Origin of the sequence: Paenibacillus sp. JNUCC-31, from assembly GCF_014844075.1 — a bacterium.
GTDB lineage: Bacteria > Bacillota > Bacilli > Paenibacillales > Paenibacillaceae > Paenibacillus.
On sequence record NZ_CP062165.1, the window covers coordinates 2,966,471 to 2,991,284 of the forward strand.

17 protein-coding genes are annotated in these 24,814 nt (G+C 44.2%); 8 read left to right on the plus strand and 9 right to left on the minus strand.

Annotated elements, in window-relative coordinates:
* Positions 1 to 134: 134 nt before the first annotated feature.
* The gene (locus tag JNUCC31_RS12785) at positions 135 to 3,761 is read left to right on the plus strand and encodes an InlB B-repeat-containing protein (RefSeq protein ID WP_192271622.1); all 3,627 of its coding nucleotides are present in this window, start codon (positions 135 to 137) and stop codon (positions 3,759 to 3,761) included.
* A gap of 106 nt (positions 3,762 to 3,867) precedes the next feature.
* Here the strand turns inward: JNUCC31_RS12785 and JNUCC31_RS12790 are convergent, their stop codons facing one another.
* The 6 genes from JNUCC31_RS12790 to JNUCC31_RS12815 form a co-directional block, all read right to left on the minus strand.
* Positions 3,868 to 5,337 (minus strand): YfcC family protein, encoded by a 1,470-nt coding sequence (locus JNUCC31_RS12790; protein WP_192271624.1) that lies wholly within the window; start codon positions 5,335 to 5,337, stop codon positions 3,868 to 3,870.
* Entirely contained in the window at positions 5,297 to 6,469 is a 1,173-nt protein-coding gene (locus JNUCC31_RS12795) for a M20 family metallopeptidase (RefSeq protein WP_228469637.1), read from the minus strand. Before JNUCC31_RS12795 ends, JNUCC31_RS12790 begins: the two co-directional genes overlap by 41 nt.
* 393 nt (positions 6,470 to 6,862) lie before the next feature.
* Complete coding sequence (locus JNUCC31_RS12800) at positions 6,863 to 7,771, minus strand: LysR family transcriptional regulator (protein ID WP_192271628.1); 909 nt, start codon at positions 7,769 to 7,771, stop codon at positions 6,863 to 6,865.
* Between the two features lie 147 nt (positions 7,772 to 7,918).
* Positions 7,919 to 9,028: a hypothetical protein gene (locus tag JNUCC31_RS12805; RefSeq protein ID WP_192271630.1), complete on the minus strand. Its 1,110-nt coding sequence runs from the start codon at positions 9,026 to 9,028 to the stop codon at positions 7,919 to 7,921.
* Between the two features lie 55 nt (positions 9,029 to 9,083).
* Complete coding sequence (locus tag JNUCC31_RS12810; RefSeq protein ID WP_192271632.1) at positions 9,084 to 10,589, minus strand: sensor histidine kinase; 1,506 nt, start codon at positions 10,587 to 10,589, stop codon at positions 9,084 to 9,086.
* On the minus strand, positions 10,586 to 11,296 hold the full coding sequence (locus JNUCC31_RS12815; protein WP_192271634.1) for a response regulator transcription factor: 711 nt from the start codon (positions 11,294 to 11,296) through the stop codon (positions 10,586 to 10,588). The genes JNUCC31_RS12810 and JNUCC31_RS12815 overlap by 4 nt, the downstream gene beginning before the upstream one ends.
* 390 nt (positions 11,297 to 11,686) lie before the next feature.
* Here JNUCC31_RS12815 and JNUCC31_RS12820 point away from each other — a divergent pair, with 390 nt between their 5' ends.
* The 7 genes from JNUCC31_RS12820 (at position 11,687) to JNUCC31_RS12850 (ending at position 20,746) form a co-directional block, all read left to right on the plus strand.
* Positions 11,687 to 11,866: a gallidermin family lantibiotic gene (locus JNUCC31_RS12820; protein ID WP_192271636.1), complete on the plus strand. Its 180-nt coding sequence runs from the start codon at positions 11,687 to 11,689 to the stop codon at positions 11,864 to 11,866.
* Between the two features lie 101 nt (positions 11,867 to 11,967).
* A complete protein-coding gene (locus JNUCC31_RS12825; RefSeq protein ID WP_192271638.1) occupies positions 11,968 to 12,696 on the plus strand; it encodes an ABC transporter ATP-binding protein in 729 nt (242 codons plus the stop codon).
* Positions 12,693 to 13,487, plus strand: a complete 795-nt coding sequence (locus JNUCC31_RS12830; RefSeq protein WP_192271640.1) for an ABC transporter permease — start codon at positions 12,693 to 12,695, stop codon at positions 13,485 to 13,487. The genes JNUCC31_RS12825 and JNUCC31_RS12830 overlap by 4 nt, the downstream gene beginning before the upstream one ends.
* Positions 13,488 to 13,496: 9 nt before the next feature.
* Positions 13,497 to 14,267, plus strand: coding sequence for an ABC transporter permease (locus tag JNUCC31_RS12835; RefSeq protein WP_192271642.1), 771 nt, complete (start codon positions 13,497 to 13,499; stop codon positions 14,265 to 14,267).
* Positions 14,268 to 14,304: 37 nt separating this feature from the next.
* A complete protein-coding gene (locus JNUCC31_RS12840; protein WP_192271644.1) occupies positions 14,305 to 17,511 on the plus strand; it encodes a lantibiotic dehydratase in 3,207 nt (1,068 codons plus the stop codon).
* Positions 17,512 to 17,684: 173 nt separating this feature from the next.
* A complete protein-coding gene (locus JNUCC31_RS12845) occupies positions 17,685 to 19,367 on the plus strand; it encodes an ABC transporter ATP-binding protein (protein WP_228469638.1) in 1,683 nt (560 codons plus the stop codon).
* 5 nt (positions 19,368 to 19,372) lie between these two features.
* Complete coding sequence (locus JNUCC31_RS12850; protein WP_228469719.1) at positions 19,373 to 20,746, plus strand: lanthionine synthetase C family protein; 1,374 nt, start codon at positions 19,373 to 19,375, stop codon at positions 20,744 to 20,746.
* A 497-nt stretch (positions 20,747 to 21,243) separates the two neighbouring features.
* On the opposite strand, the gene JNUCC31_RS12855 is transcribed toward JNUCC31_RS12850, so the two are convergent.
* The 3 genes from JNUCC31_RS12855 to JNUCC31_RS12865 form a co-directional block, all read right to left on the minus strand.
* Positions 21,244 to 22,653, minus strand: a complete 1,410-nt coding sequence (locus JNUCC31_RS12855) for an MATE family efflux transporter (RefSeq protein ID WP_192271649.1) — start codon at positions 22,651 to 22,653, stop codon at positions 21,244 to 21,246.
* Positions 22,654 to 23,000: 347 nt separating this feature from the next.
* On the minus strand, positions 23,001 to 23,888 hold the full coding sequence (locus JNUCC31_RS12860; protein ID WP_379383797.1) for a carbohydrate ABC transporter permease: 888 nt from the start codon (positions 23,886 to 23,888) through the stop codon (positions 23,001 to 23,003).
* A 30-nt stretch (positions 23,889 to 23,918) separates the two neighbouring features.
* Positions 23,919 to 24,800 carry a carbohydrate ABC transporter permease gene (locus JNUCC31_RS12865; protein WP_192271650.1) on the minus strand — a complete coding sequence of 294 codons (882 nt, stop codon included), beginning with the start codon at positions 24,798 to 24,800 and terminating at the stop codon, positions 23,919 to 23,921.
* Positions 24,801 to 24,814 lie beyond the last annotated feature (14 nt).

The window sequence follows — 24,814 nt, forward strand, 5'->3', positions numbered from 1 at the left end:
CGTATTCATTTTTGCTTTCATATCCATTAAACTATGCTCATCATTATATGACTTCCCCCTGTGAATTAGAAAGATAAGGTGGATCAGGAATAAGCATAACGTAACATATTTAAATGGAAAATGGGGATGAGATCGTGAGTTTAACACTATTCAGGAAAGTAAGCATCATATGGTTGGTATTCCTGATCGGACTAAGTGGTCTATGGAATAATTTCAGTATTGTACAGCAAGCCCATGCCGCAGCCGCAGAGCCCTACCTTGGTGAGATCAGATTATTCCCCTACAGTGCCATCCCTACAGGATGGATGCCCGCCAGAGGACAGACGCTCCCTTTAACCCAAAATACAGCCCTCTACGCGTTGCTAGGCAATAAATATGGCGGTGACGGAAAATCAACATTTGCCTTACCTAACCTTACCAATGCTGCACCAGAAGGGATGGGCTATTACATAGCTATGAATGGTATATTCCCTCCCCGAGATGCAGATACTCTGTACACCCGAAATGCTGTGTTAGGCGAGGTTCGCCTTTTTCCATATTTCTTCTCTCCCACGGGGTGGTTAACTGCTGAAGGGCAGAGCGTTAATAGATCCGAATATTCGGATCTATATGAAATGATTGGTACAACCTACGGATCAGACACACCGAATGATTTCAAGTTGCCTAACTTCCCAGAGATTAATGGTGTACATTACGCTATATTTACAAACCCAGCCAACCATGCCGAGAATGGTACAGGTAACGAGTACATTGGTGAGATCATTCCCATGTTAGTCAGTCTTTCGACAAAAAACTGGATATTGGCGGATGGTTCCACTCTTGCCACCAACGATAACCAACCCTTATTCAGCCTATTGGGCACCAAGTTTGGCGGCAATGGTTCGACCGAATTTAAAGTACCTAATTTGAACAGCAGCCAATCCGACCTGGTTTATTATGTTGCTAACGCAGGAGCATTTCCCAGCTTGGACGGTGGGCAGCTTCCAGAAGCAATCGAAGACACCTATACTACGAACCAAAACTCCACTTTGACTGAGTCTGCGCCAGGCGTGCTTTCCAATGATAGCGACGGTTCTACCGCTATTTTGAAAAGTGGGCCGATGAACGGAACCTTGGTATTGAATGCTAACGGGGCATTTACGTATACTCCGAACGCCAATTATGTGGGAAGTGACAGCTTTACCTATAGCGCCAACAATCCATGGGGTACAAGTATTCCGGTGTTAGTAACCATAATGATTGGGCAAACCACCCCTCCCATAGTCAACGGCGTATCTGACGGTGGAATATATAATCAAACGGTAACACCTACATTTAATAGTGGTACCGCATTTCTGAATGGTGCTGCATTTGCAAACGGCACTCCGGTTACGGCTGACGGGGTTTATACATTGGTGGTAACCAACAGTATTGGCAGTACAACGTTGAATTTTTCCATTGATACAGCACCTCCTGTTGTATTGGGGGTCACTGATAATGGAAAGTACAATGAAAACCCAACAATCACTTTTAATGAAGGAACAGCCACTCTGAACGGTTCACCCTTCAGCAGCGGAGAAACGGTTCAATCTGAAGGAGAATATGCACTGATTGTTACCGATCGTGCGGGCAATACCACAACCCTGCATTTCAGCTTTTATACGCCGCGAACGATCAACTTTAACAGTAACGGCGGTTCTGAAGTAAACGAACAAACGGTGTCTTACGGTGACAAGGTTATTGTTCCAGCAGTTCCAACTAGAGCAGGATACACCTTTGCTGGATGGTATACCGATTCAGGTCTGAGTCAGGCTTTTGATTTCGGCAATACCACCGTTACCGCTGATATCACTCTGTATGCGAAATGGACGGTTAACTCCTATACTGTTAATTTCGATCCTAATGGTGGTTCAGTCGTTGCGGATCAGACGGTCCCATATGGTGAGTTGGCGACAGCTCCTGACGTTCCAACCAAAGCAGGGTACACCTTCGGTGGATGGTATACCGATTCAGGATTGCGTCAGGCTTTCGATTTTGACAATACAACTGTAACCAACGATATCACTCTGTATGCAAAATGGACGGTCAACTCCTATACGGTTCACTTCGCATCTAATGGTGGTTCAGTCGTTGCGGATCAATCTATTCAACATGGTGACTTGGCGGCTGCACCTGACATTCCAACCAAAACAGGACACACTTTCGGTGGATGGTATACCGATTCAGGATTGAGTCAGGCTTTTGATTTCGACAATACCACCGTTACCACTGATATCACTCTGTATGCAAAATGGACGGTCAACTCCTATACCGTTAATTTCGATTCTAATGGTGGTACAGTCGTTGCGGATCAGACAGTTCAGTATGGTGAGTTGGCGACAGCTCCTGATGATCCAATCAAAGCAGGACACACTTTTGCCGGCTGGTATCATGAACCTGAACTGAGTACGCCATTTGACCTGAATACTGCATCGATTGTCCAGGACACCACATTGTATGCAAAATGGGCGCCAAACACATATACAGTAACTTTCAATACACTTGGAGGATCAGCAGTCTCCGATGCAGCTGTAGAATACGAAAAGAAACTTTCAGCACCTGCTTCGCCAAGCCGTTCCGGCTATACGTTTGCAGGTTGGTATACAGACCCCGAGTTGAAGACGCCATTCAACTTTGCTCAAACAGTGATTACAGCCGATCTGACCTTATATGCCAAATGGGGTGTTAATTCCACGCCACCGTCAGGTGGGAGTGGTGGTAACAGCAGCGGCGGCTCCGGTAACCAGAATAACAACGGGTCGAGCGGTAATCCTTCGCCACCTAACACAACGAATTCATCCAATAATGGCCGTTTAACACTTACAGCGGGGCAGGCAGGGCAAGTAAGTTTGGGAGGTAGCATCGCTGTAAGTATCCCTGCCGGGGCGATGAACCAGGAACTCCGGGTCACTATCGAACAGATTGCAGATCCTTCTGCCTTGCTGACCCATCAGATCCAACTGCTCAGCCCGGTATATGAACTGCTCAAAAATGTTCCGCAAAACTTCAATGTACCCGTCACATTAACGCTGACATTTGATTTATCAAGCTTGCAGCGCAATCAGCGGGCTGAACTATTTTACTTTGATGAACAAGATAAGGCTTGGCTCTCCGCCGGTAAATCATCTGTGAATGGAAATCAAATTCGGGTAGACGTAGACCATTTCACCAAATTTGCCGTATTGGCGGTTGATCAGCCCAAGGAGCCGACAGAAATTTTATTTAATGATGTCGAAGGTCACTGGGCGAAAGAAGTCATCCAACAGGCTATTCGTAAAGGCATAGTGAAAGGATATGTCGATGGAACATTCAAGCCGAATGCATCCATTACACGTGCAGAGTTTACGGTGATGCTGATGAATGCATTGCAAACAGAGTACACGGAAGCGAATTTATCTTTTACCGATCGTTCAAAAATAGGAGACTGGGCACAGTCTGCTATAGCACGTGCCGTGCAAGCGGGATTCATCCAGGGAGACACCGACGGGGCCTTTCGCCCTAACGAGGCTGTAACTCGTGCAGAGATGGCTGTCATGGTAGCTAGCGCCTTGCAATTGAAGGCAGAATCCGGCACCGGCTCACCCTTTGCAGACGATGAACTGATTCCGTTGTGGGCCAGAGCATCTGTCGCCGGCTTGCAAAAGTCCGGGCTATTGAACGGCAAAGGACTGAACAATTTTGCTCCCAGAGACAACACTACACGTGCAGAAGCGGTGAAGTTACTGCTGAGCATGCCAAAATAACAAGCCATAAAAAAAGCCTGCGTTCTGGCAGCGCCCTCTCGAAACTGGATATAACAGTTTGAGAGGGACTACCATAGAACACAGGCTTTTTATGCTTTTTACTTTTTTAAGAATACTGAATTGCATTTGCAATAAGCATAAATATAATCCCCATGGCGATCCACATCACCATCAGCGGCCAGAAGAATCTCACCCATTTCTGATACGGAATGCCGGATACCGCGAGACTGCCCATTAAGGCAGAGGACGTTGGCAGAATCATGTTGGTGAATCCGTCTCCGAACTGGAAGGCCAGGACGGCCGTCTGACGGGTAACGCCAAGCAGATCCGATAATGGAACCATGATCGGCATCGTCGTCACGGCCATGCCTGTACCGGACGTGATGAACACGTTCATGATATTTTGGAAGAAGTACATACCCAATACCTGTACGGAAGATGGCAATTCGCCAACCAGTGTAGACATTCCGTAGACAACGGAATCAATCACGTTACCCTGATCGAGGACAACCATGATGCCTCTCGCCAGACCGATGATAAAGGCACCATAAGCGATGCTGCTTGCGCCTTTGACGAATTCACTGGCTATGCGGCTAGGACCGAAACCGGATACGAGACCAGAGATCACACCCATGCTAAGGAAGAGAGCCGCCAACTCCTCCATCCACCAGCCTTCTTTGGATACTCCCCAGATCAGCAGGGCAAAGCCAGCTACAATCGTAATGATAGTCAGAATATGTGTGATGCGAATCGTTGGCAGTTGGTTCAGGTCCACCGCAGTTGTATCTGCTGCCTGCTCCTGTTCCAGCTCATGCACCAAACCGCGGGTTGGATCAGATTTCACTCTGGACGCGTACCGCATAATATAGATACTTGTCACGGCGATGAGGCACACCAGTATAATGGCGCGCAGCCACATGCCCGAGAAGATCGGCACTTCTGCAATGGCCTGAGCCAGTCCCACATTGAACGGATTAAGCAATCCCGCGGTAAAACCACACGAGGCCCCCAGCGAGATCATCGCCGTACCCGTTAAAGCGTCATACCCCAGCGCACGCGCAATGGCGATCCCGATTGGTACAAAGACCATGACCTCTGTGGACATACCCATCGTAAAGCCACCAACTGAGAACAAGGTGATGAATACCGGGATGACCCATAATCCTTTATTCGCGAACGAACGGGCTACCCTGCCCGTAAGAGCTTCAATGGTTCCTGTGCTCGTAATAATCTGAAATGCTCCACCGATGATGAAAATAAAGAATACAACGTCAGCGGAATCCACCAGTCCGCGGACGATAGACTTGGGAATATCCCACAATCCCGTTGGATTGGCCTCTACATGATGATATGAACCTGGGACGAGCAAGGATTTGCCGGTCGCCTCATCCTTGACCCGATCGAATTCCCCTGCGGGAATAATGTAAGTCAGCACGGTCGCTACCAGCACCAGAATGAACAAGATGACAAAGGTGTGAGGCATCCTGAACCATTTACGCCGTTGTTGTGGTTGTTTGGTTATGTTCTCCAATGCATCATCCCTCGTCCTTCTGTTGTTTCCACGCTTCAAACTCATTCCGTACCTGCTCCAATGCTGCCTTGTCTGCATACAAATCGAACGCTGTAAGTGCGAGTGCCTTCGCCGCACGATTCAGCTCAATCATGCCCTCTTCTGCTCCGGCAAGCCGGGCAAATTCAGGGGTATGTGTTGTCGCTTCACCTAACCGAATATACGGATGGATCGCGGCTGTAACTTGGCTTACGTTTCCGATATCCGAGGAACCAACACCGCCTGTTTGCGGTGGATCATGCACTTCAATGCCCATATCCTCCAGGTTCTGCCGGAACAGACCCGCCAGAGCCTTGTTGTTATTCCGCTCGGCATAGATGAGGCCTTCCGTAATATCTACCGTAGCCCCAACACCTTCCGCAGCATGGCGTACGACGCGGTATACTTTGTCCATGACCACCTTCAGTTCCTCGACTGTCTTGGCCCGGATGATGTATACCGCTTCAGCCAGTTCAGGCACCACGTTGGGCGCATCTCCGCCTTTGGTGATGATTCCGTTCACCCGAACGTCATCCTTCAAATATGGACGCAGCGAGTTAATCCCCGCATACGCGTTGACCAAGGCATCGAGTGCACTAATGCCTTTCTCGGGAGACGAGGCAGCATGAGCCTGTCTGCCGTGGAACGTAAAGGTCGCGTCCACACAAGCCAGCGCACCTCTCAGCACCATCGTTTTTTGCTGCGGGTGACACATCATAACGGCATCGATCTCATTGAATACGCCATCGTTTACCATAATGATTTTACCGCCACCCTCTTCTTCAGCCGGTGTGCCAAGAACGATGATCCGTCCTGGAAGATCAGGGCAAGCTTCCTTGAGTACCAGTGCTGCACCAACAGCAGCGGTTCCGATCAGATTGTGTCCGCAGGCATGTCCAATGCGGGGCAGTGCATCATATTCAGCGAGTAGTGCAATCGTAGGTCCTCCAGGCTGGCCTTCCCATACGGCACGAAACGAGGTGTCGAGGCCGGAAATGCCCTTTTCCACCTGAAATCCGGCGGCTTCCAACGGTTCGGTTAACCATTGTTGTGCTTGAACTTCCTGAAAACTAAGCTCAGGGTTAGCGTGAATGCGCAGGGATAATTCCCGCAAGTCGGGGTCCAGCCGATCTACGGTTTCTTTGATCTTTTGCTTCATATGAGCAGGGTCAGTATACATATTTTTGCCGCCTTTCTCCAAACACAGCATTTCTATATTCAATTTAATCGAATAAATATACAATCAGATTGGATATATTGTATGTGTGACCAAGCCATAAGTAAATTCAAAAAAATTAAGGAATAGCCCATAAAAAATTTTATGGGCTCGTTTGGTATTTACATATGGATATCATGAGATGTCAGCATATTACTGGTTCATTTATACTTTTATCAAGACAGCGTCAATATACATTTTGATCTTATGTACATCCTTTGAATGGATAATCCTTATGAAAAGGATACCGCCCAATAGCCATAAAATACTCTTGTTGGCAAGAAAACAGCGGATAATTATGCATAAAGCAATGCATCTAGTCCACTGCGTCTGTATCTAGCCTCTACCCACAACATGCTGTGTTCCTGCCGTTTTCATCAAATCAACAAAGCGCCCCACCGTTGCCTGTTGCAGCACACTCTCCTTATAGACAAGCCACGTATTCCGCCTTACTCCCTGTCCATTCTGTCGGATCAGTTCCTGCTGATGGAGGCCATCCGAAGCAGATACAAAGATACCCGGAATAATCGCATAGCCCAGGCCATACCGCACCATTTCCTTACAGGTCTCATAGCTGTCCACACGCATCGCTACGGTTGGTGAACGTTCAAAACGCTCATACCACCAGGCAGCTACTCCCTCCCGGAAGGGGCTTACGGGCGAACCACCCGCTTTCGTCAAAGGCTCCTGAAATGCAATTTGCGGATGATTCGGAAGTTGATCCAGGTCAATGGGTTCACGGGATACAATGCAGACCGGCTCATCGTGAAGCAGATGTTTCCCCTCATACCATGGATGCTCACCCCGTATGACACCCACCTGAATTTCATCCCGCATCAACAGCTCCATAACCTCTACGCTCAGAGCACAGGTCACAGCAAACTGAACCTCTGGGTACAGCTCCTTGAACTGTTTTAACAACGGAGGAAGCTTGTACAACGAATAATGATTGGCAATCCCAAGGCGCAATGTTCCCTTAACTTCATTACGAATGTTCGACAGCTGTTCCTTGACTTGATTGAGTTCATTCAACATTTTACGGGCATACATTGCCAGATGCTCTCCCTCAGTAGTGAATCTGGCACCCTTTAACGTTTTATCGATCAGCGGTACGCCAAATTCCTTCTCCAATTGCTGCAAACGGTATGTCAAAGCCGGCTGGGTCATAAACATGCGCTCCGCAGCCTTGGTCAGACTGCTTTCCTCGGAAACGCTCAGCAGCAAACGGCAGTCCTTTTCATCCATGATCATGTTCCCCTTTCACTTCTCGTCTCTTCAGTATAACCCAGAAAACCTGCGTTAAAGGTACAGAAAAAGCCCAACTCGATATGAGTCGGGCCCACCCTGCTGATTTACTTCTTCTTTCTCTTCTTATACTTCTTCGATGACGATTTACTGCGAGATTGTAATAACCGAAGTTACGAAATGATACGATTCATTTTCCTGCACGGACTGTGACAACAAAATCCGGTTACCTTCCGGACTCCAGCTCAGCGGATCGGAGGCGTTATCCATATCGGCCGAGATCTGGAACTGCTCCGCAGATTCCGTATTGGAGACAAAAAGTCCCTTCTCATCGTCACGTTCCGAATTAATGGTATAGGCGATTTTGGAATCGTCACCAGACCAGCTTGTTCCGAAGATTTGCGTGCCTCTGGCAAGCGTTGCTTTTTCATTTCCTTCCAGATCGGTCAGCACCAGGGCCCGTTTGGTATCAGCTGTTTTTTTCACAATCGCCAGTCTCGAACCATCATTGGACGGAATCACCCACTCTACACTTTTTAGCACCTGCTTCACCTCGCCGGTCTTCGTACTGTAAGCATTCAGCTGCCCGTCCGTACCTGTGATGTAGTAGATTACATCGCCAGAAACGCTGACGCTGCTTACATTGAAGTTACCCGTCTTGACCAGCACTTTGGTCGTTCCATCCACACTCGCTGATACGATATCCCCTTTCATATTCGGGAAGACAACATGTTTCTCGTCCAGCCAAGCCCCTTCAAAGACGAAACCGTCGTCCTTGCCAGCAGGAGCTACTTCCCCGTTGTGCAGGTTCAGAATAAAGCCTTTGCCTGTTGATTCCTCTGGTTCTCTGTAGAAAATATACTGACTATCCGGCGACACGAGTGGAGAGCCCAGACTCACTTCACTTTCCTTCACAGGTGTATCTGTGCCCTTCGTCAGATCATACATGTATAAGTTATGCGGATAACGCTTCACACCCTCAACCGTGACAGGCTTCATGGACATGTTCTCTTTATCCGACAAAATCCAGTCATTGCTCAACCATGCTACCCCGCGCATATTCGGCAGTTTATCGATTTTCTCCAGCTTAAAGCTCTGGTACACCGACGTATTGGTGTTATCCTTTACCGTAATATCCGTACCGGTTTTTCCGTTCTGTGTATCGCCCCCTGGTTCCGTTGTTCCCCCGCATGCTGTTGCCGATAATAGGACGATTGCCCCGAACGTACCCAAAACCGCCTGTTTCCAATTCATCATGGTCCCCCCTGATTGCTTTCTATAGACCAAGCATACCCATCGCATACTTCCAAAGTTATTCAGACTTGTTTCCAACTTGTAAACTCAAATCAGCCAGAGGGAAAATCAGCTGGAACGTTGTTCCTTCCACATGATTCCTCTCATTAAGCAACAGTGTAATCGTACCGCCTTGTTTCTCTACAAATTGCTTGACGAGCGATAGCCCCAGCCCGGTTCCCCCGGTTTTTCTGGCCCTGTCTTTGTTAACGGTGTAAAAAGGTTCAAAAATCTTCTCCTGTGCTTCTGCCGGAATCGGCGTACCCGAGTTGAAGATGCAAATGACTGCTTGACACTCCTGCCTTCGCAGTTCATTGCTAACCCGGATGACACCTCCCGGCACGTTATATTTAATGGCATTATCCAGCATATTGATGAAAATATGCATCAGGCTCTCGCGATCACTGCGGATCACCGCAGGCTGCAGATTCAGTTCCATGTTCAGCGCAAACTTCTCAGCCTTTCCTCGCATTCGGCCACAGGCATCCTCCAGCAGGGCTCGTACCTCGACATCCTCCGCCTGATTCTCGAAATCATATTTCTCCAGGGCAGACAAATGCAGTACCTTCTCAACCATCTCGTACAGCCGCTCGGTTTCCTTGCCGATATTGCTCGTGGCATCATCGAGCAATTGGGGATCATCCTTATACATGTCCAGCAGCTCCACATATGCCTTAATGGACGTAAGCGGCGTCTTAAACTCATGGCTGATGTTGCCAATATATTGTTTCTGCTGCTGCTCCAGGGCCTGAAGCTTCTCGATGGCGAGTTGGAGCTTCTTCTGTTCCGCATGCATGGCTTCAATATTGTGCTGAATGGATGTGCTCATATAATAAATGCCCTGTCCCAGCTCACCCAATTCATCCTTGCTTCTCACAGGTGATTCGGTAATATAATGCCCTTCACGGATGGAATCAGCCGACTGCTTCAAGCGGGTTATGGCAACAGCAAAACGGTTGTAAAAGAGATATCCCAGAATGAAGCTTAGTCCAACAACTGCAATCCCCGCCCACATAAACAACTGAAGGATACGGGCATAGAATTCATGATAGCTCTGAACCGGGTACTGCATTCGTACAACACCCATCTGTCCATCCGGCCCATCCAGCGGTGCCATATATAGCAGGGTATCTCCCTGTTCGTGGTAAGCAATTTTATTTTGCAGCGCATAGTTGAGCGTATTCTGAATATCTGCACTTTCTTCAGACGTGATTGAGGAGCCGACCTGCCGCCCGTTCATATCATAAAGCGCAATGGGCAGACCTGTAGAGCTCGCAAGCTCCTGAGCCAGCCGGCGGCCATTTTGCTGTAAAAAAACCTCCTGCTCCAGACGAACAGCTTCGGTATAGTAAGACTGCCGTACATTCAGATTGACTAGACGGGTCTGCTGGGACAGAATGGTCTCAATCTGCGTCTGCTGGTTGCGCTCAATACCGCGCAGTACAAGGGAACTGAGCACTACGACGGTCAGAATCAGTAATGCGGCCAGAAAAACGCTGAACTTCAGCTTGATGCTGACTCTCATACCGAGCCGCCCGGTTCAGGGGCTGACGCCTTGTATCCAATTCCGTATACCGTCTGCAATTTTTGCTGATCGGTATCGCCAATTTTTTTACGAAGCCGCTGAATATGAATATCCACCGTACGTGTTCCCCCCGCATATTCCATGCCCCACACCCGGTCCAACAGATCATCCCGCGTGTATACCCGCTCCGGATTGGACATGAGGATGGTGAGCAGATCGAATTCCTTTGGCGTCAGATCCAGCTTCTCCTCATTCACCGTCACGGTGCGGTGAGCGATATGGATGCGTATTGTTCCATTAACAATAGCCTGATTATTGGAATCTTTAGATGGTGGGCTGCTTTTCTCCACACGCCGCATTAACGCCTTTACCCGGGCGAGCAGTTCTCGGATCTCAAACGGTTTGGTCATGTAATCATCCGCGCCCATTTCCAGGCCGACGATTTTGTCCACGATATCATTTTTGACGGTCAGCAAAATAATGCCGATATCCTCCCGGTCCTCCAGCCTGCGGCATACGCCATATCCGTCCAGTTTGGGCATCATGACGTCCAGAATCATGACCTGCGGGTGGAATGACGCCACCTTGACTAGCGCTTCCTCGCCGTCATTTGCTGTTTCTACTTCATATCCTTCGCGCCGCAGCGCGTAAGCAATAGCACTGACGATGCTTGACTCGTCATCCACGACCAGCACTTTTTTATTCATCGAGTTCATCCTCTTTATCTATGTCATCAAACGCTTCCTGCATCTATGTTAACAAGGAGTGACGGATTCGCCAACATCATCAATATGTAAAATATTTGATTATAAGAATATATATTTATTATAATTATAATATTGTATTAGATGTAGAATAAATACTTCGATACCCTATTTTATTTTTTTGAAATAATTATATTAAATTTTATATAAATTCATAATTTGGAATTATATTCTTTACCTTCTTTTTTCATTATGTTATATTAATTTATGTAGTTTTTTTATTTTTATGGAATATATAGAAAGGTGACGATCTTTTTTATATTTTTTCATACAGCTGACACCTAGATTCTTACATAATTCGATTTTATAAAAAATTAGAGGAGTGTAACGAAAATGGAAAAAGGAATTTTTGATCTTGATGTACAAATTAAAAAATCAGAAGGTTCAGTTCAACCACAAGCTTTAAGTATTTGGAACTGCACTGGTGGTTGCGGAGAGCAAACAAGAACTGCCAATACTTGTGCGCCTACTGCAGGAGTGAAATGTTTCTCTAATATTGGTGCTCTTTGTTAATTTTTTCACAATCATATTTTTTTCATTTTAACTACTTGAAGAGACTGAATAAGTCTCTTCTTGTTATTTTGAACAACATTTCTATTAGAAGGAGGGTTATAATGCCTGATATTGTTATGGAAGTGAATAATCTAACTAAAGTAATAGGCAAACGTGAGATCATTCAAGAAACTTCGTTCAATTTGGAAAAAGGAAAGATTTATGGTTTTATTGGCCCGAATGGTGCTGGCAAAACTACAATGATGCGTATGATGACAGGGTTGATGCATCCAAGTAATGGCCATGTAAAGATAGATTCATACGAAATAAACAAAAACCGAAAAAATGCATTGGCACAGGTGGGAGCAATTATAGAATCGCCCATTTTTTTCGAGTATATGACAGGTAGACAAGTATTGCGCAATTTGGCACGACTTCATCCTGATCTTCCTAAATCTGATAGGGAAAATCATATTCAAGAGTTGCTTGAAAGGGTTGGGTTGGGAGATAGAGCGAATGATCGAGTTAAGGGGTACTCGCTTGGAATGAAGCAACGTTTGGGAATTGCTCAGGCACTGCTAGGAAACCCGAAACTTCTACTTTTAGATGAGCCCTCTAACGGTCTTGATCCCATGGGGATGAGAGCATTAAGAGATATCATCCTTAGTTTGAGAAACGAATTTAACTACGCTTTTTTTATCTCAAGCCATTTACTGGATGAGCTCCAGCAAATGTGTGATGAATTAATAATTATAAAAAGCGGAAAGGTTATTTGGAAAGGTCCCACTGCCGAGTTGATCCGTGATGGCGAAAGGTTAGAAGATGCTTTCGTGGAGTTAATGAGAGCATGATTACGTTATTCAATAGTGAGTGGGAGCGACTTTGGTCCAAACGTTGGACATGGCTATTGGTTTTGGCTATCCCTGGTCTTGCTTATATGACAGCCAGTTTTTTTGAAACGCTTCAAGTTGATCATGATACGCTATCTCAGCTATTTGTTCTTACAGGCTTGCGGAATAACTTGTATTTTCCCGTTGATATCATTATGGCTGTATTTGCAGCTTCTATATTCACCGAGGAATATAGAGGCGGTCAGTTGAGATATGTTTTTCTTCGTCAATTTACCCGCAGGCAAATCTTTTTTAGCAAACTATTGTTGATTTGTGTTTGTATTGTTCTGATGCTCATCTTGTTTGCATTTTGTTTGATAGTTACTGGTTATTTTTTTCAGTTCAATGAACATGGTTTGCTGAATTATTCTCTTGAGGCTCTTAGCTACACTTTTGTATATTACGGGTTTGCATTTGTTTCACTCTTGGGGATATCCAGTTTGTTTATTTGTATTTCGATGTACAGCAAAAATGTCACATACGCTATCGGAGGCTGTATGCTTTACATTTTAGCATCATTGTTACTGGACGGCACAGTTATTCAACTTGCTGCATTATTCAGTGACATTCCTCTATTAGAACTCAGTATTACCTATTCCTTGATACCTTTTCTACAACATACCGGTTTAAATGAAGTTATAGACGGAAATACGAATGTAATTGTGGCTATATTATCCGTTGTCGTTGCACATCTTATTGTTTTCCTGTGGGGAGCCTACCATCGCTTTGTGAAAAGTGACTACTTATATTAGGGGGTAAACATGTTAGGCATATGGATTAGTGAATTGGAACGAGACTGGAAAAAAAAGTCTAAGATTGTACTATTCTCTGCTTTTTTAATTGTGATTATTTCCAACATTTGGGGTTTAAGCTCATCACAAATGGGAGTATTTCGTTTTGGAGAAGGCAGTATTTTGCTAAATAATCTTAATGCTCCCTGGTTTATGATGGATGGAATGTCATTATTAATGATGGCGGCACTGCTGCCTATTTTTTATATTGATCAGTTAAGTGGCGAATTGAACTCTGGCGCATACAGATTGTATGCACTTCGTCCATACCGACGGTTCGAACTTTGGCTGGGAAAACTGTTGGCGTTAGCTGCAACGACTGTTGTTGGGATCGGAATTGTTTACATTATTTCTATGATTGGATCAAAATTCTTTTTTTCCAGCAGCGATACAGCGGCACTTTACGGTTTTAAGGACGACGTAGGAAGGTTACCCGCAGAATTGTATACGATCAAATTTTATGGTGTTTTTCTACTTACCTGTCTTGCTAAGTTGCTATTTTGCAGTGCTATCTGTGTGTTTATCTCAAGACCAATCATAGCTTTTCTCGTGATTTTTGGATTATCTATTGTACTTTATCATTATATAGCAACAGAATTAGTTTTTTTATTTGACCCTTTTCGTCCAATTTTGGTTTCTCTTCAGTCAGGAGGTTCAATCAGTTTTTGGCTATATTTAACTGGAGCCAGCATTCTTTTTGGGGCAATCAGTTTTTGGGGTTGGCAAAGGAAAGTAATATGACAAGGGGCTCATGTCTGGCATCTAGTGGGAGGAGAATATGATGGAACGTTATTCGTATAAAACACTGGATTTTTTCATGTTGAGAACTCCAGTTTTACCCTTAAATGAATTTTTTTCTTGTTTCCCCGAGCAACATTCTCTTATTGAGAATGTTGCTAGTTATTCTTTGGAAAGTTTGATGCAATTATCTCGTAAACCTGAGATCAGGGAAGCGATCCTTGTTGCAAGCCCTAGCCTATACAGATCGCTTTCTAAAATTGATGAACTCAAAAGTAAGCCTAATGTGATTGAAGCGCAAGTTGTATCAAGCGTAATGAAGTATGTAATCCGGATGATGAGTAGACCTACTCCTTTTGGATTATTCTCAGGCATTACTGTTGGCAGGTTCTCAGCCAAATCTCAACTTGATATTAAGGAGCTATCTCATTATCGTAAACGAGCACGACCTGATATGGGATGGATTCTCAAACTAATAGAACAACTCGAAAACGATCCACTGATATTGGAACAACTAACGATTTACCCGAATGCATTAATATACAAACAAGGTAATAGGGCTAAGCTACCCTACTTAACGAGATATGGAAAAATGAAGAGTGGAGCCAATGACAGCATCTCTGTTAAAGCAACCATTGTATTTGACTGGATTATGAATTATTTATCTACACCCCAAAAGTTTTCCAAGGTATTAAACCAAATGGAGCTGGAGTTTCCGGGAACAGATCGGGAAATTATCAATAATTACTTGCAACAACTCATAAAAGAAGAGTTCCTCATTACTGAACTGCGACCGTCCACTGTAGATAAAGATCCATTCCATCATGTTTTCAGCCTTGTGGATGGATTGCAGGGAGTATATGATATCGGAAAAAAATTGTATGAGATTCACGAAACAATAATGTTTTATAACGAGACTCCTGTTGGAAAAGGAATAGAGACTTTCGAACAACTTAGTAGAATGACTAATGATCTAATTCCGATGGAAACACCCACTATGCAAGTGGATTTGTCACTTGCAGATCAGTCTATCAGACTCAATGAGCATATTCGCAAGGAAGTGGAAGAGGCAGCATACATCCTTAATATGCTTTCACACTATACAGAAGAGCACTTGAAAAAGTATGTAGAAGATTTCTTAGAAAAGTATGGTGATCATAAAGAAATCCCCGTTTTAGAATTGATTGATGATGAGCTTGGATTGGGTGCTCCAGAGACGTACCGTTATCCTGAAAATCGTAAGAACTCATATGCGTTAAAGCGCAGGGATTCTCAAGGTAAAATCAAACAGGAACAATTATTTATGGAACTGTTGGTATCTGCAATACATAAAGGTCAACATACAGTTGAGTTGGATGAAAACGTTATACAACAACTGGAGGAATTCAATGATACCCAATTGCCACCGTTACCATCTATGGAATTGTATTTTTCCCTTCACACGATGGATCAAAACAGTCTTGATCATGGGGAGTACAAACTGGTGTTGGCACCCAATCCTGGTTCAAACGGAGCGGGGAAAACTTTTGGTCGTTTTTTAGATATCCTTGAACCCAATCTCCAAAAAGATTTAACACTGATTTCAAAAAAAGAAAAAGACTTGTACCCTGATGTAATGTGGGCTGAAACATCTTTTCTTCCCACTTCAGGTAAATCTGCGAATGTAATGCTTACGAAGAACTACCGTGACCATGAAATTTCGCTTAGTCATGGTTCGATAACTCCAAACGAACAGATCATAGCTATCTCTGATCTTGTCGTAGGTGCGAAAGAAGGAAGGTTATATATTAGGTCCGTATCCCAAAACAAAGAAGTAATTCCAATGGCAGGTCATATGTTCAATTATCATCATGCGCCGAACATCTATAGATTCCTGATAGAGGTTGGCTTGATGAGATTTGATCAATGGTCCGCCCCAGACTTTGGGTATTTAATGCATGCTCCATTTATGCCACGAATTCAATACAAAAAAATTGTGTTGTCTCCCGCAAAATGGAATCTTCGTTACCCAAATAGTAATTTGAAAGAAAGTATTAATGCTGATAAATTGAAAAATTGGGTTTTAATATTCTTGAGAGAATGGAATGTTCCAAGATATGTTTATTTAATTGATTCGGATAATCGCATTTTGCTCGATTTGGACCATCCGCTACATCTAAATGAATTATTAAAAAATTTAAAAACAACACGACATATCAATTTAATTGAACACGTCAGTGGGTTTGAAAATTCGCCTATCCATCGTAGTGATGGTTGTTTAGCTGCTGAAATTGTGTTTCCACTCACTATAGATGATGCTATACCGAAAGGCAGTTCATCCGTTTTCCCTTTCAAAACGCTATCGGACAGAGGCGTTTTAGGGAAAGATATCTACCTTCCTGGAAATGAGTGGTTTTATGCTAAATTATACGGATTGGATAGCAGACAGAATGAATTCCTTGCTCTTTATTGGGAGGAATGTGTGAACACAGCTAAAGATACTGGTTTAATAGAACATGCTTATTTTATACGCTACGCTGATCCTGATCCACATGTTAGGGTAAGGTTCAAGTTCAAATCCAATGATAAATCTCAGCTCTTCGCTCAATTATTTCAAAAATGGAGTGACGAGTGGTTTAAGGATGGTTATATAACTAAATTCACATTAGAAACTTATGAACCTGAAATAGAAAGATATGGCGGAATTGAGCTAATGAAGTTAGCAGAATCTCTGTTCTCCGAAGATAGTTATGTGGTAGCAGGATTAATTCGTCTAAACCGTTTCGAGAGACGCGAGCTTGAGATTGAACAAATAGGTGTACTTAGTGTAATTCATCTTCTTACTCATCTAGGGTACAACAAAAGTGAATGTTTCGAAACTTTAAATGAAAAGTTTGATGTTAAGGATTACCTTCAAGATTTTCGTAAGATCCGCAGCACATATATGGATATGCTTAATGCTTTTTTTGGTTTGAATACTTCCCAAACCTCTTCAGGAAGCTTTTCACAAGAATTATTGCCCTTTTTCGAATCAAGAGCAAACAGCAGCTTAACATACTATCAAAAGCTGGAGCAACATCGTTCAGAAGTTCTATTAACGAATAGCAAAGATGACATCGTGTTTAGCATTATTCACATGCACTTGAATCGACTAATTGGAACTGATCGAAAGCTGGAACAGAAAATAATGATATTGACACGCCACGCGATGAACAGCTTGATACAATACCATAAAAGAAAAAGAACAGAAAACTTGAGCAGGATATGAATTTTTTTGTAAATAAAAAATTATAAACGGAAAATGGAGTCTTTATGTGGAATTCAGCGAAAAGCAGCATGAAGTTATTTTCACTAATTTTTCAGACTAATAAAGTATTGTTCGTAATTAGTGCATTATTGCATATCCTGCAAGGTTTGATTCCCTTTTTTAGTTTGGTTGTAATGCAAAATATGTTGAATGGGATTTCATATGCTTTGATGGATGGAGCGGATCTAGTACGCATACCTTTTATCTTGTTTGTTATTGTGTACGCAGTAAAATTAATCATTAATTCAGGACAAACCTATGTGGAGGGGAATTTAGAAGCATCATTAGCGAAGTCTTTAAATATCATGATCGGGAAAAAATCAACACAACTTGGACTTGCTGACTTCGAAAATTCGTCTATCAACGATCAATTAAAACGGGCAACTCAGGAAGCAGCATTTCGGCCATATCAGCTATATAGCCAATTAGCGGGTATTATCTCTGGTCTTATCACTGTAATTTCATCCTCAACTTGGTTGTTTTTATGGAAATGGTGGACTGTACCGATCATCCTCATAGTCTCTTTGACATCATTGTATTCTTTATTCAAATTAAACAAACAACAATTCGATATCTATATGAAAAGGACCCCTTTATATCGTCAATCATGGTATCTGACGCATTTGCTTACAAATGATCGAGCAGTTAAGGAAGTCAAGGTTTTTCAATTAAGCACTCATTTACTTAACCGTTACTCTGAATTGCTCGAAAGCTTTTATAAAGTAGACAAGAAAATGTTAGGAAAGCTAACTAAATACACATTTATTTACAATTTATTCGAGCTTGCAGTAATGCTTTGGTTGGTTTGGTTTGTCATTCAAGAAACATTGTTAAGTACCCTGATGATTGGCAGTTTGTATGGGTATATTCAGGCAATAGTACTTACACAAAGTCAAATACAATCGATAATGAGGAGTTTGTTGCAGTTTTCCCAAAACCATCTCTATATGGAGCAATTGTTCCTGTTCTTTGAGTTACCTACATCTGACCCTGTTTCTCGATCTTCTCTACAAAACAAACAACGTGATTTTAGCTTAGAACGCCTGGAGCTCAAGAATGTTTCTTTTCAGTACACTGGGAATGACAAAATAGCGTTGAAGAACATCTCCCTATCGTTACAAAGGGGACAGACCATAGCAATAGTTGGGAAAAATGGATCGGGAAAAACAACATTAATGAAGGTATTAATGCAACTTTATGACAATTACGAAGGTGAAATTATTATAAACGGAAAAAATATAACCGATTACGATCTCAATATGTATCAAAAAAAAATCGGTACTGTTTTTCAAGATTTCGTTCATTATGAAATGTCGGCCAGAAATAACATAGGTTTTGGTTCATTGGATCAGTTGGACCAAGACGAAATGATACTAAATGCAGCCAAGTACGCATCTATTGATGATGTAATCCATTCTTTGCCCCAAGGCCTTGATACGCAGTTGGGTAAATGGTTTGAAGAAGGTCAGCAATTATCTGGTGGTCAATGGCAGAGGTTAGCCATAGCTAGAGCTTTCATGCGCAATGCCGATTTGTACATTTTAGATGAACCTAGCGCGTTTTTAGACCCGGTTGCAGAACGAGATTTGTTGGAGTTATTTCTTGATTTAATGAAAGATAAGATCGGTGTGTTCATTACTCATCGACTATCTTCTGCACGCCTTGCTCATCAAATAATTGTCATGGAGAACGGTGAGATTATCGAACAGGGGACACATGAGAAATTGCTTAATGATAATGGTACGTATGCAGAGATGTATCGTATACAAGCTAAGACCTTTCAGGAAAACAACATTGAGGAGGTATATCAGCATTGAGTATTGTGATAAACCCTAATCTGGATAGATGGTTGAGCTTAGAAGGCGACCTAAGAAACAGCGTTGCAAGCACATTAGCTTCTGTTGCAAAACGATATAAAACTCCAAGTGAAATTTCAATGAAATCTCAACATTCTATATTAGCAGTTGATGGATTCGAAGTAGAACGGTGGACGGAAGAAAGTCTGAGTAACGGATATTCCGGAATTTGCCTATTAATGGGTGAATTGGATTATCTCCAACCGGATGCTGGTTGGGATTATGTAGGGCATCAGTATTTAAAGGAATTGCAGAATAAGCTGGAACAAACGGGGTTGCATGATTTGTCATTATACGGCGGCTTACCTGGTGTTCTAGCGGCCATACGTTCCCTATCCCGGAGAGGCACCCGTTACCAGTCGATGACAAAGGGTATTGCAGCTTGGATGGAAGAACTAGCACTTAAAAAAGTTAATGAACTAGTTAAGAATTGGGGAAGTTCTGATCTAAAAATCAGAGATTATGATACGATTCTTGGTCTGAGTGGGCTTGGAAGAGTTGTTTTATCATATTATGATCGCCCGGGAATGAAAAAGGTATGGGAACAGATTGTAAATTGGTTCAAATTATATTGTGCAAAAAAGGAAATAGGAGAAGAAACCGTCCCAGGATGGCATATTTCTGCTCGTAGCCAATTTCATGCTAGTGAGACGAAACAGTATCCTTCTGGAAACTTCAATTTAGGACTTTCCCATGGAATAGCTGGGCCCATTGCACTTATGAGCATCGCGATTCTTAAAGGACTACCTGCCGAAGCCTTTAAGGATGAATTAAGTAAGCTAACTGATTGGCTTGTTCAGTGGAAAGTCAATGGTGAAGATGGAACATACTGGCCTGGCAGGGTTTCTTATGAAGAATGGAAATTAGGTAATCTGTATGTCGAAAATAAAATGCATCCAAGAGATTCGTGGTGCTACGGAACTCCTGGTATTGCACGCGCAATATGGTTGGCAGGCAATGCTTTGGAAAATAAAGAATTATCTAACCTTGCGCTTGAATCATATCTGGATATGGAAAAACGCATAGATAGGGACGGAGGGCTGATTTCACCAACCGTTTGTCATGGCCTTTCAGGCTGGCTTCTACTCATCCAACGGATGTACTCCGAAACCGGGGAAGAACGTTTAAGAATGATGCGTGACCGCCTTGTAGAAAAGACTCTGGACTTCTACAAGCCGGACTCTATATTTGGATATTGCGACATAAACTGGATTGATAATAAACTTCAATACATTGATGAAGCAGGCCTTTTGAACGGAGCAGCTGGGGTTTCTCTGGTTTTGGCATCATTATTATCGGACAAAAGTCCTGAATGGGATCAGGTATTATTGATAAAATAAATGAAAAAACGATCATTAACTGATCTCATATGCATTCAGGATTCGTTCTCATCAAGCTCTGCAATATAATTGGTTACCACCGCTGTGAAAGCAACGTAACGTCCCACGTATTAGTAGCATGAAGGAGTCAAGGTCCTCGGCACGATCACTTATTACCACCAAACAGGCCAAGTTCATCACCGGAAAGGTGAATAAGCTGACGTAGCCCTTTATTCGGTTACTTCGGGACCGGCTCTCCGTTTATTCGGATGGAAAAATTGCTTTCATACTTGACGATTCAACAAACAACTGTTTGAAACAATCGATCTCTTAGGGGTCAGGTTATGATCTTATTGCGGTCTGTAGAAATGTCCAGTATGCCCGTGTCTGTACTTCTCAGCAACGTAGATGTATGGCTCATTTGGCGATGGCGAATGTGAACTAACCATAAAACCGAGCAAAGGAACGTTGCTCCCTTGCTCGGTGATGGTTAATCGATTATTTTAGCGTTCGCTGTCCTAAATGGCAGGAACAATCTGCGGAACGGTCTCTTCCTCATCATGCTCCACCAGGTCATGTTTCTCCCAAGCCCGGCTCTTCCAGCGGAAATACATAATGACAGCTCGTGTCCACTCGTCTGCGGCAATCGCAATCCAGACGCCAGCGAGACCCATGTGAAGCTTGAACACCAGCAGGTAGCCCAGCGGCAGACTCATGCAGACCATCGAGATCAACCCCATGTATACCGGGAATTTCGCATCACCTGCGGCACGAAGGGAACCAATAATCACAATATTGCAGGTTCGCCCGGTCTCCAGCAGAAGACTGAGCAGGATCACCTGCGCACCCAATTTGATAATTTCCGGATTATCCGTGAATATACTCATCAGCGGCACACGGAACAGAATAATAATCACGTCGATTACAATCGTGGCGAGCAACGCCCACTTCACACTGTCAAATACACGTTTGTATGCATCATTCTTGCGTCGCGCACCAACCAACCGGCCAACAATAATGGATGTCCCCATGCCGATCGCCATGCTGAATAGATAGATGTAACTTGAAATGTTACCTGCATATTGCCGGGTAGCCATCGCTTCCGCACCCAGATAGGTCACGTACAATGTGAAGACGAGCTGGCAGGACTGATATACAACGGATTCCAGCGCAGAAGGAATACCGATTCGCAATATTTTGCTGATAAACTTCTTCGAAAGATTGATGTAATAGCCGAACTCCACCCTTACATCCATAACCCGATAAAGCAGCCAGAAGAAAATAATCAAGCAGATCAGGCGGCTTCCAACCGTCGAGATCGCTGCCCCTTCCACACCGAGCTTCGGCAGGCCAAAATGGCCAAAAATAAGGGCGTAGTTACCTATGACGTGAATCACGTTCATCAGAACGGAAACATACATCGTTTCCTTGGTGTAACCATGCGTACGAATCGTCGCGGCCAGCGCGTTAATCAGCGCCTGAAGAAAGATTCCGCCTCCGACGATACTTATATAAGAACGGGCAAAATCATATATTTCACCTTGAATATGAAGCAGTGTAAGCAGATGTCCTCCGAACAGAAGAAAGCCTCCGCTTAGGACCAGTCCGACAATCAGATTCAGTGTAATCGCATTACCCGTAACCTGTGCCGCCTCACTCAATTTCTTCGAACCAATATATTGTGCCACAACAATAGCAGCGCCATGTCCAATGACTTCCAGCACAAGAATCGCAATGGAAATAATCTGGTTGGCTGCTCCGACCCCGGATACTGCATTATCGGACACCGAACTGAGCATGAACGTATCCACGCTCCCCATCAACATAAACAAGAAGAGTTCCAGGAAAATAGGCCATGTTAGCCGAATCAGATTCAGATCCTTGGCATCCGAACGCAGGGACTCTTGGGTTGAGGATATTGCTGTCATTTTCTCACCTTTCCCGTGTGGGCTTTAATTCTTAGGGTATGTTAGCACAGGTAGTTTGAAAATGCAGTAGTTTTGCAAAAAAAACTGAAAGTTTTTTGAAATACCATAAAAAGGAACTTTCATCTTTTCATTTAGATTGTTTACATCACCTCCACATACCCGCTTTTTGTATTGTTTGGTTCAATGCATGGAATACTCCACGCATATTCCCATTGCAATGGAATCAGCTCGCGACAATGGCCCCATCCACTTCCCTTTTGTATGGGGAGGTGGATGGGGCCAGAATCGACTTTTTCAATGACGCAAATGCGCCTGTATGCTTCATATGAGTTCTATCTTTTACCCTTTTACCCTTTGACCGATCCGGCAGCAATGCCCTCCACAATTCGATTGCTCAAGACGAGGAAGGCGATCAGGATGGGCAGGATGCTAATCATCAGTGTCGCACCAATGGCTCCCCAATCCGTTGTGTACTGTCCAATAAAATTCTGCACCCCAACGGTCAGTGTTTTGTACGCATCTGTACTGATGAACGTATTCACGAAGATGAATTCATTCCAGTCATAGATCATGTTAATAATCGCCGTCGTGGCGATCACCGAAGATGTCATCGGCAGGACGATACGGAAGAAAATTCGATGAACGGAGCACCCGTCCATCACCGCTGCTTCCTCTACTTCCCGTGGAAGGGCGTAGTAGAATCCAAGCAGGATCATAATGGTGATCGGCATATTAAACGCGATGTAGGACAGAATCACCGACAATGGATGATCCGTTAGGTGAAGCTTCAGAAACAGGCTGAACAGCGGGATCAGCGTAGAGTGCACAGGGATCATCATACCCACCATGAACAATCCAAGCACCAGAGAACGCCCTTTCCAGCGCATGCGGGTTATGGCGAAGGTGACCAGACTCGCGAACAGCACGGTGAACACGACAGATACCACCGTGATCCAGACACTATTGAAGAAATATAAACTGATGTTGCCTTCCGTCCACACCTTCACATAGTTCTCCCAACGCGGAGTCGCAGGAAGGGCAAACGGTGCCATATCGAATACTTCCTGATTATTTTTGAGCGAGAACAGCAGCAGCCAGATCAAGGGCAGAATCTGCAGCAGCGCCACCAGAATCAGCAGGATGTAGAGCAGGACATATCCGAGCCTTCTCAGCACGGTCGGTCCCGTGCCTGTTCCCGGATAGGCTGGCAACCGAACCGCGGTATCGGTCTTCACAGGGATGGACCTCCTTTCATTTCACTTCACTCAAGAATACTGAATGGTGTCCTTGGATGCCGTAGCCTTTCGAAGCAGCCAGGTGACGACCAGACATATCACGAGCAGGAAGAAGCCGACGGCACTCCCGTAACCAAAGTCGAATCCTCGGAAAGCCTGATGATACATATAGGAAGCCATCACTTCACTGGAGCCGTTCGGTCCACCGTCCGTCATTACATAAATGAGGTCAAAGTACTTCAGCGAGCCGACGACAGCCAGTACAATGGTCACTTTGATCACTTCCGTAATCAGGGGCAGCTTGATTCGGAAGGCAATCTGCCAAGGGCTCGCTCCATCAATCCGAGCTGCTTCAACCAGCGACTCCGGGATATTCTTGAGCGCTGCGTAGTAGATCAGGATGTAAAATCCGGCATACTGCCACAGAATGGGTACAAAAAGGGCATACAGCACCAGGGATGGCTCCGCCAGCCAGGCTGGCGGATTGGCAATCCCGATTGCTTCCAGAAAGGAGTTAAGCACACCATTGCTGGGATGATAAATCTTTAGCCATAACTGGGCAATGGCGACGGAGGACAACAGCATCGGAATCAGATATATTTTCCGAAAGAGGTTGGCTCCCTTAATTTTGCCTGACAGTACAAGTGCAATCATCAGATAACCGATCAGGCTCAGTGCAGAGAACAAGGCTAGCAGAAAGGTATGATAAGCACTCTGCCAGAATGCAGCGTCATGAAGCAATCTTGCATAGTTTTCGAAACCGATAAAGGTCATTGCGCCGATCCCGTCCCACTGCATCAATCCGTAATATCCGGTCAGCACGATCGGGATATAGATTAATACCAATAACAGCAGCAGTGCGGGAAGCACGTACAACGCAGCGACTAAACGGTTGGACATGACTTTATCCATCACAATATCCTCCC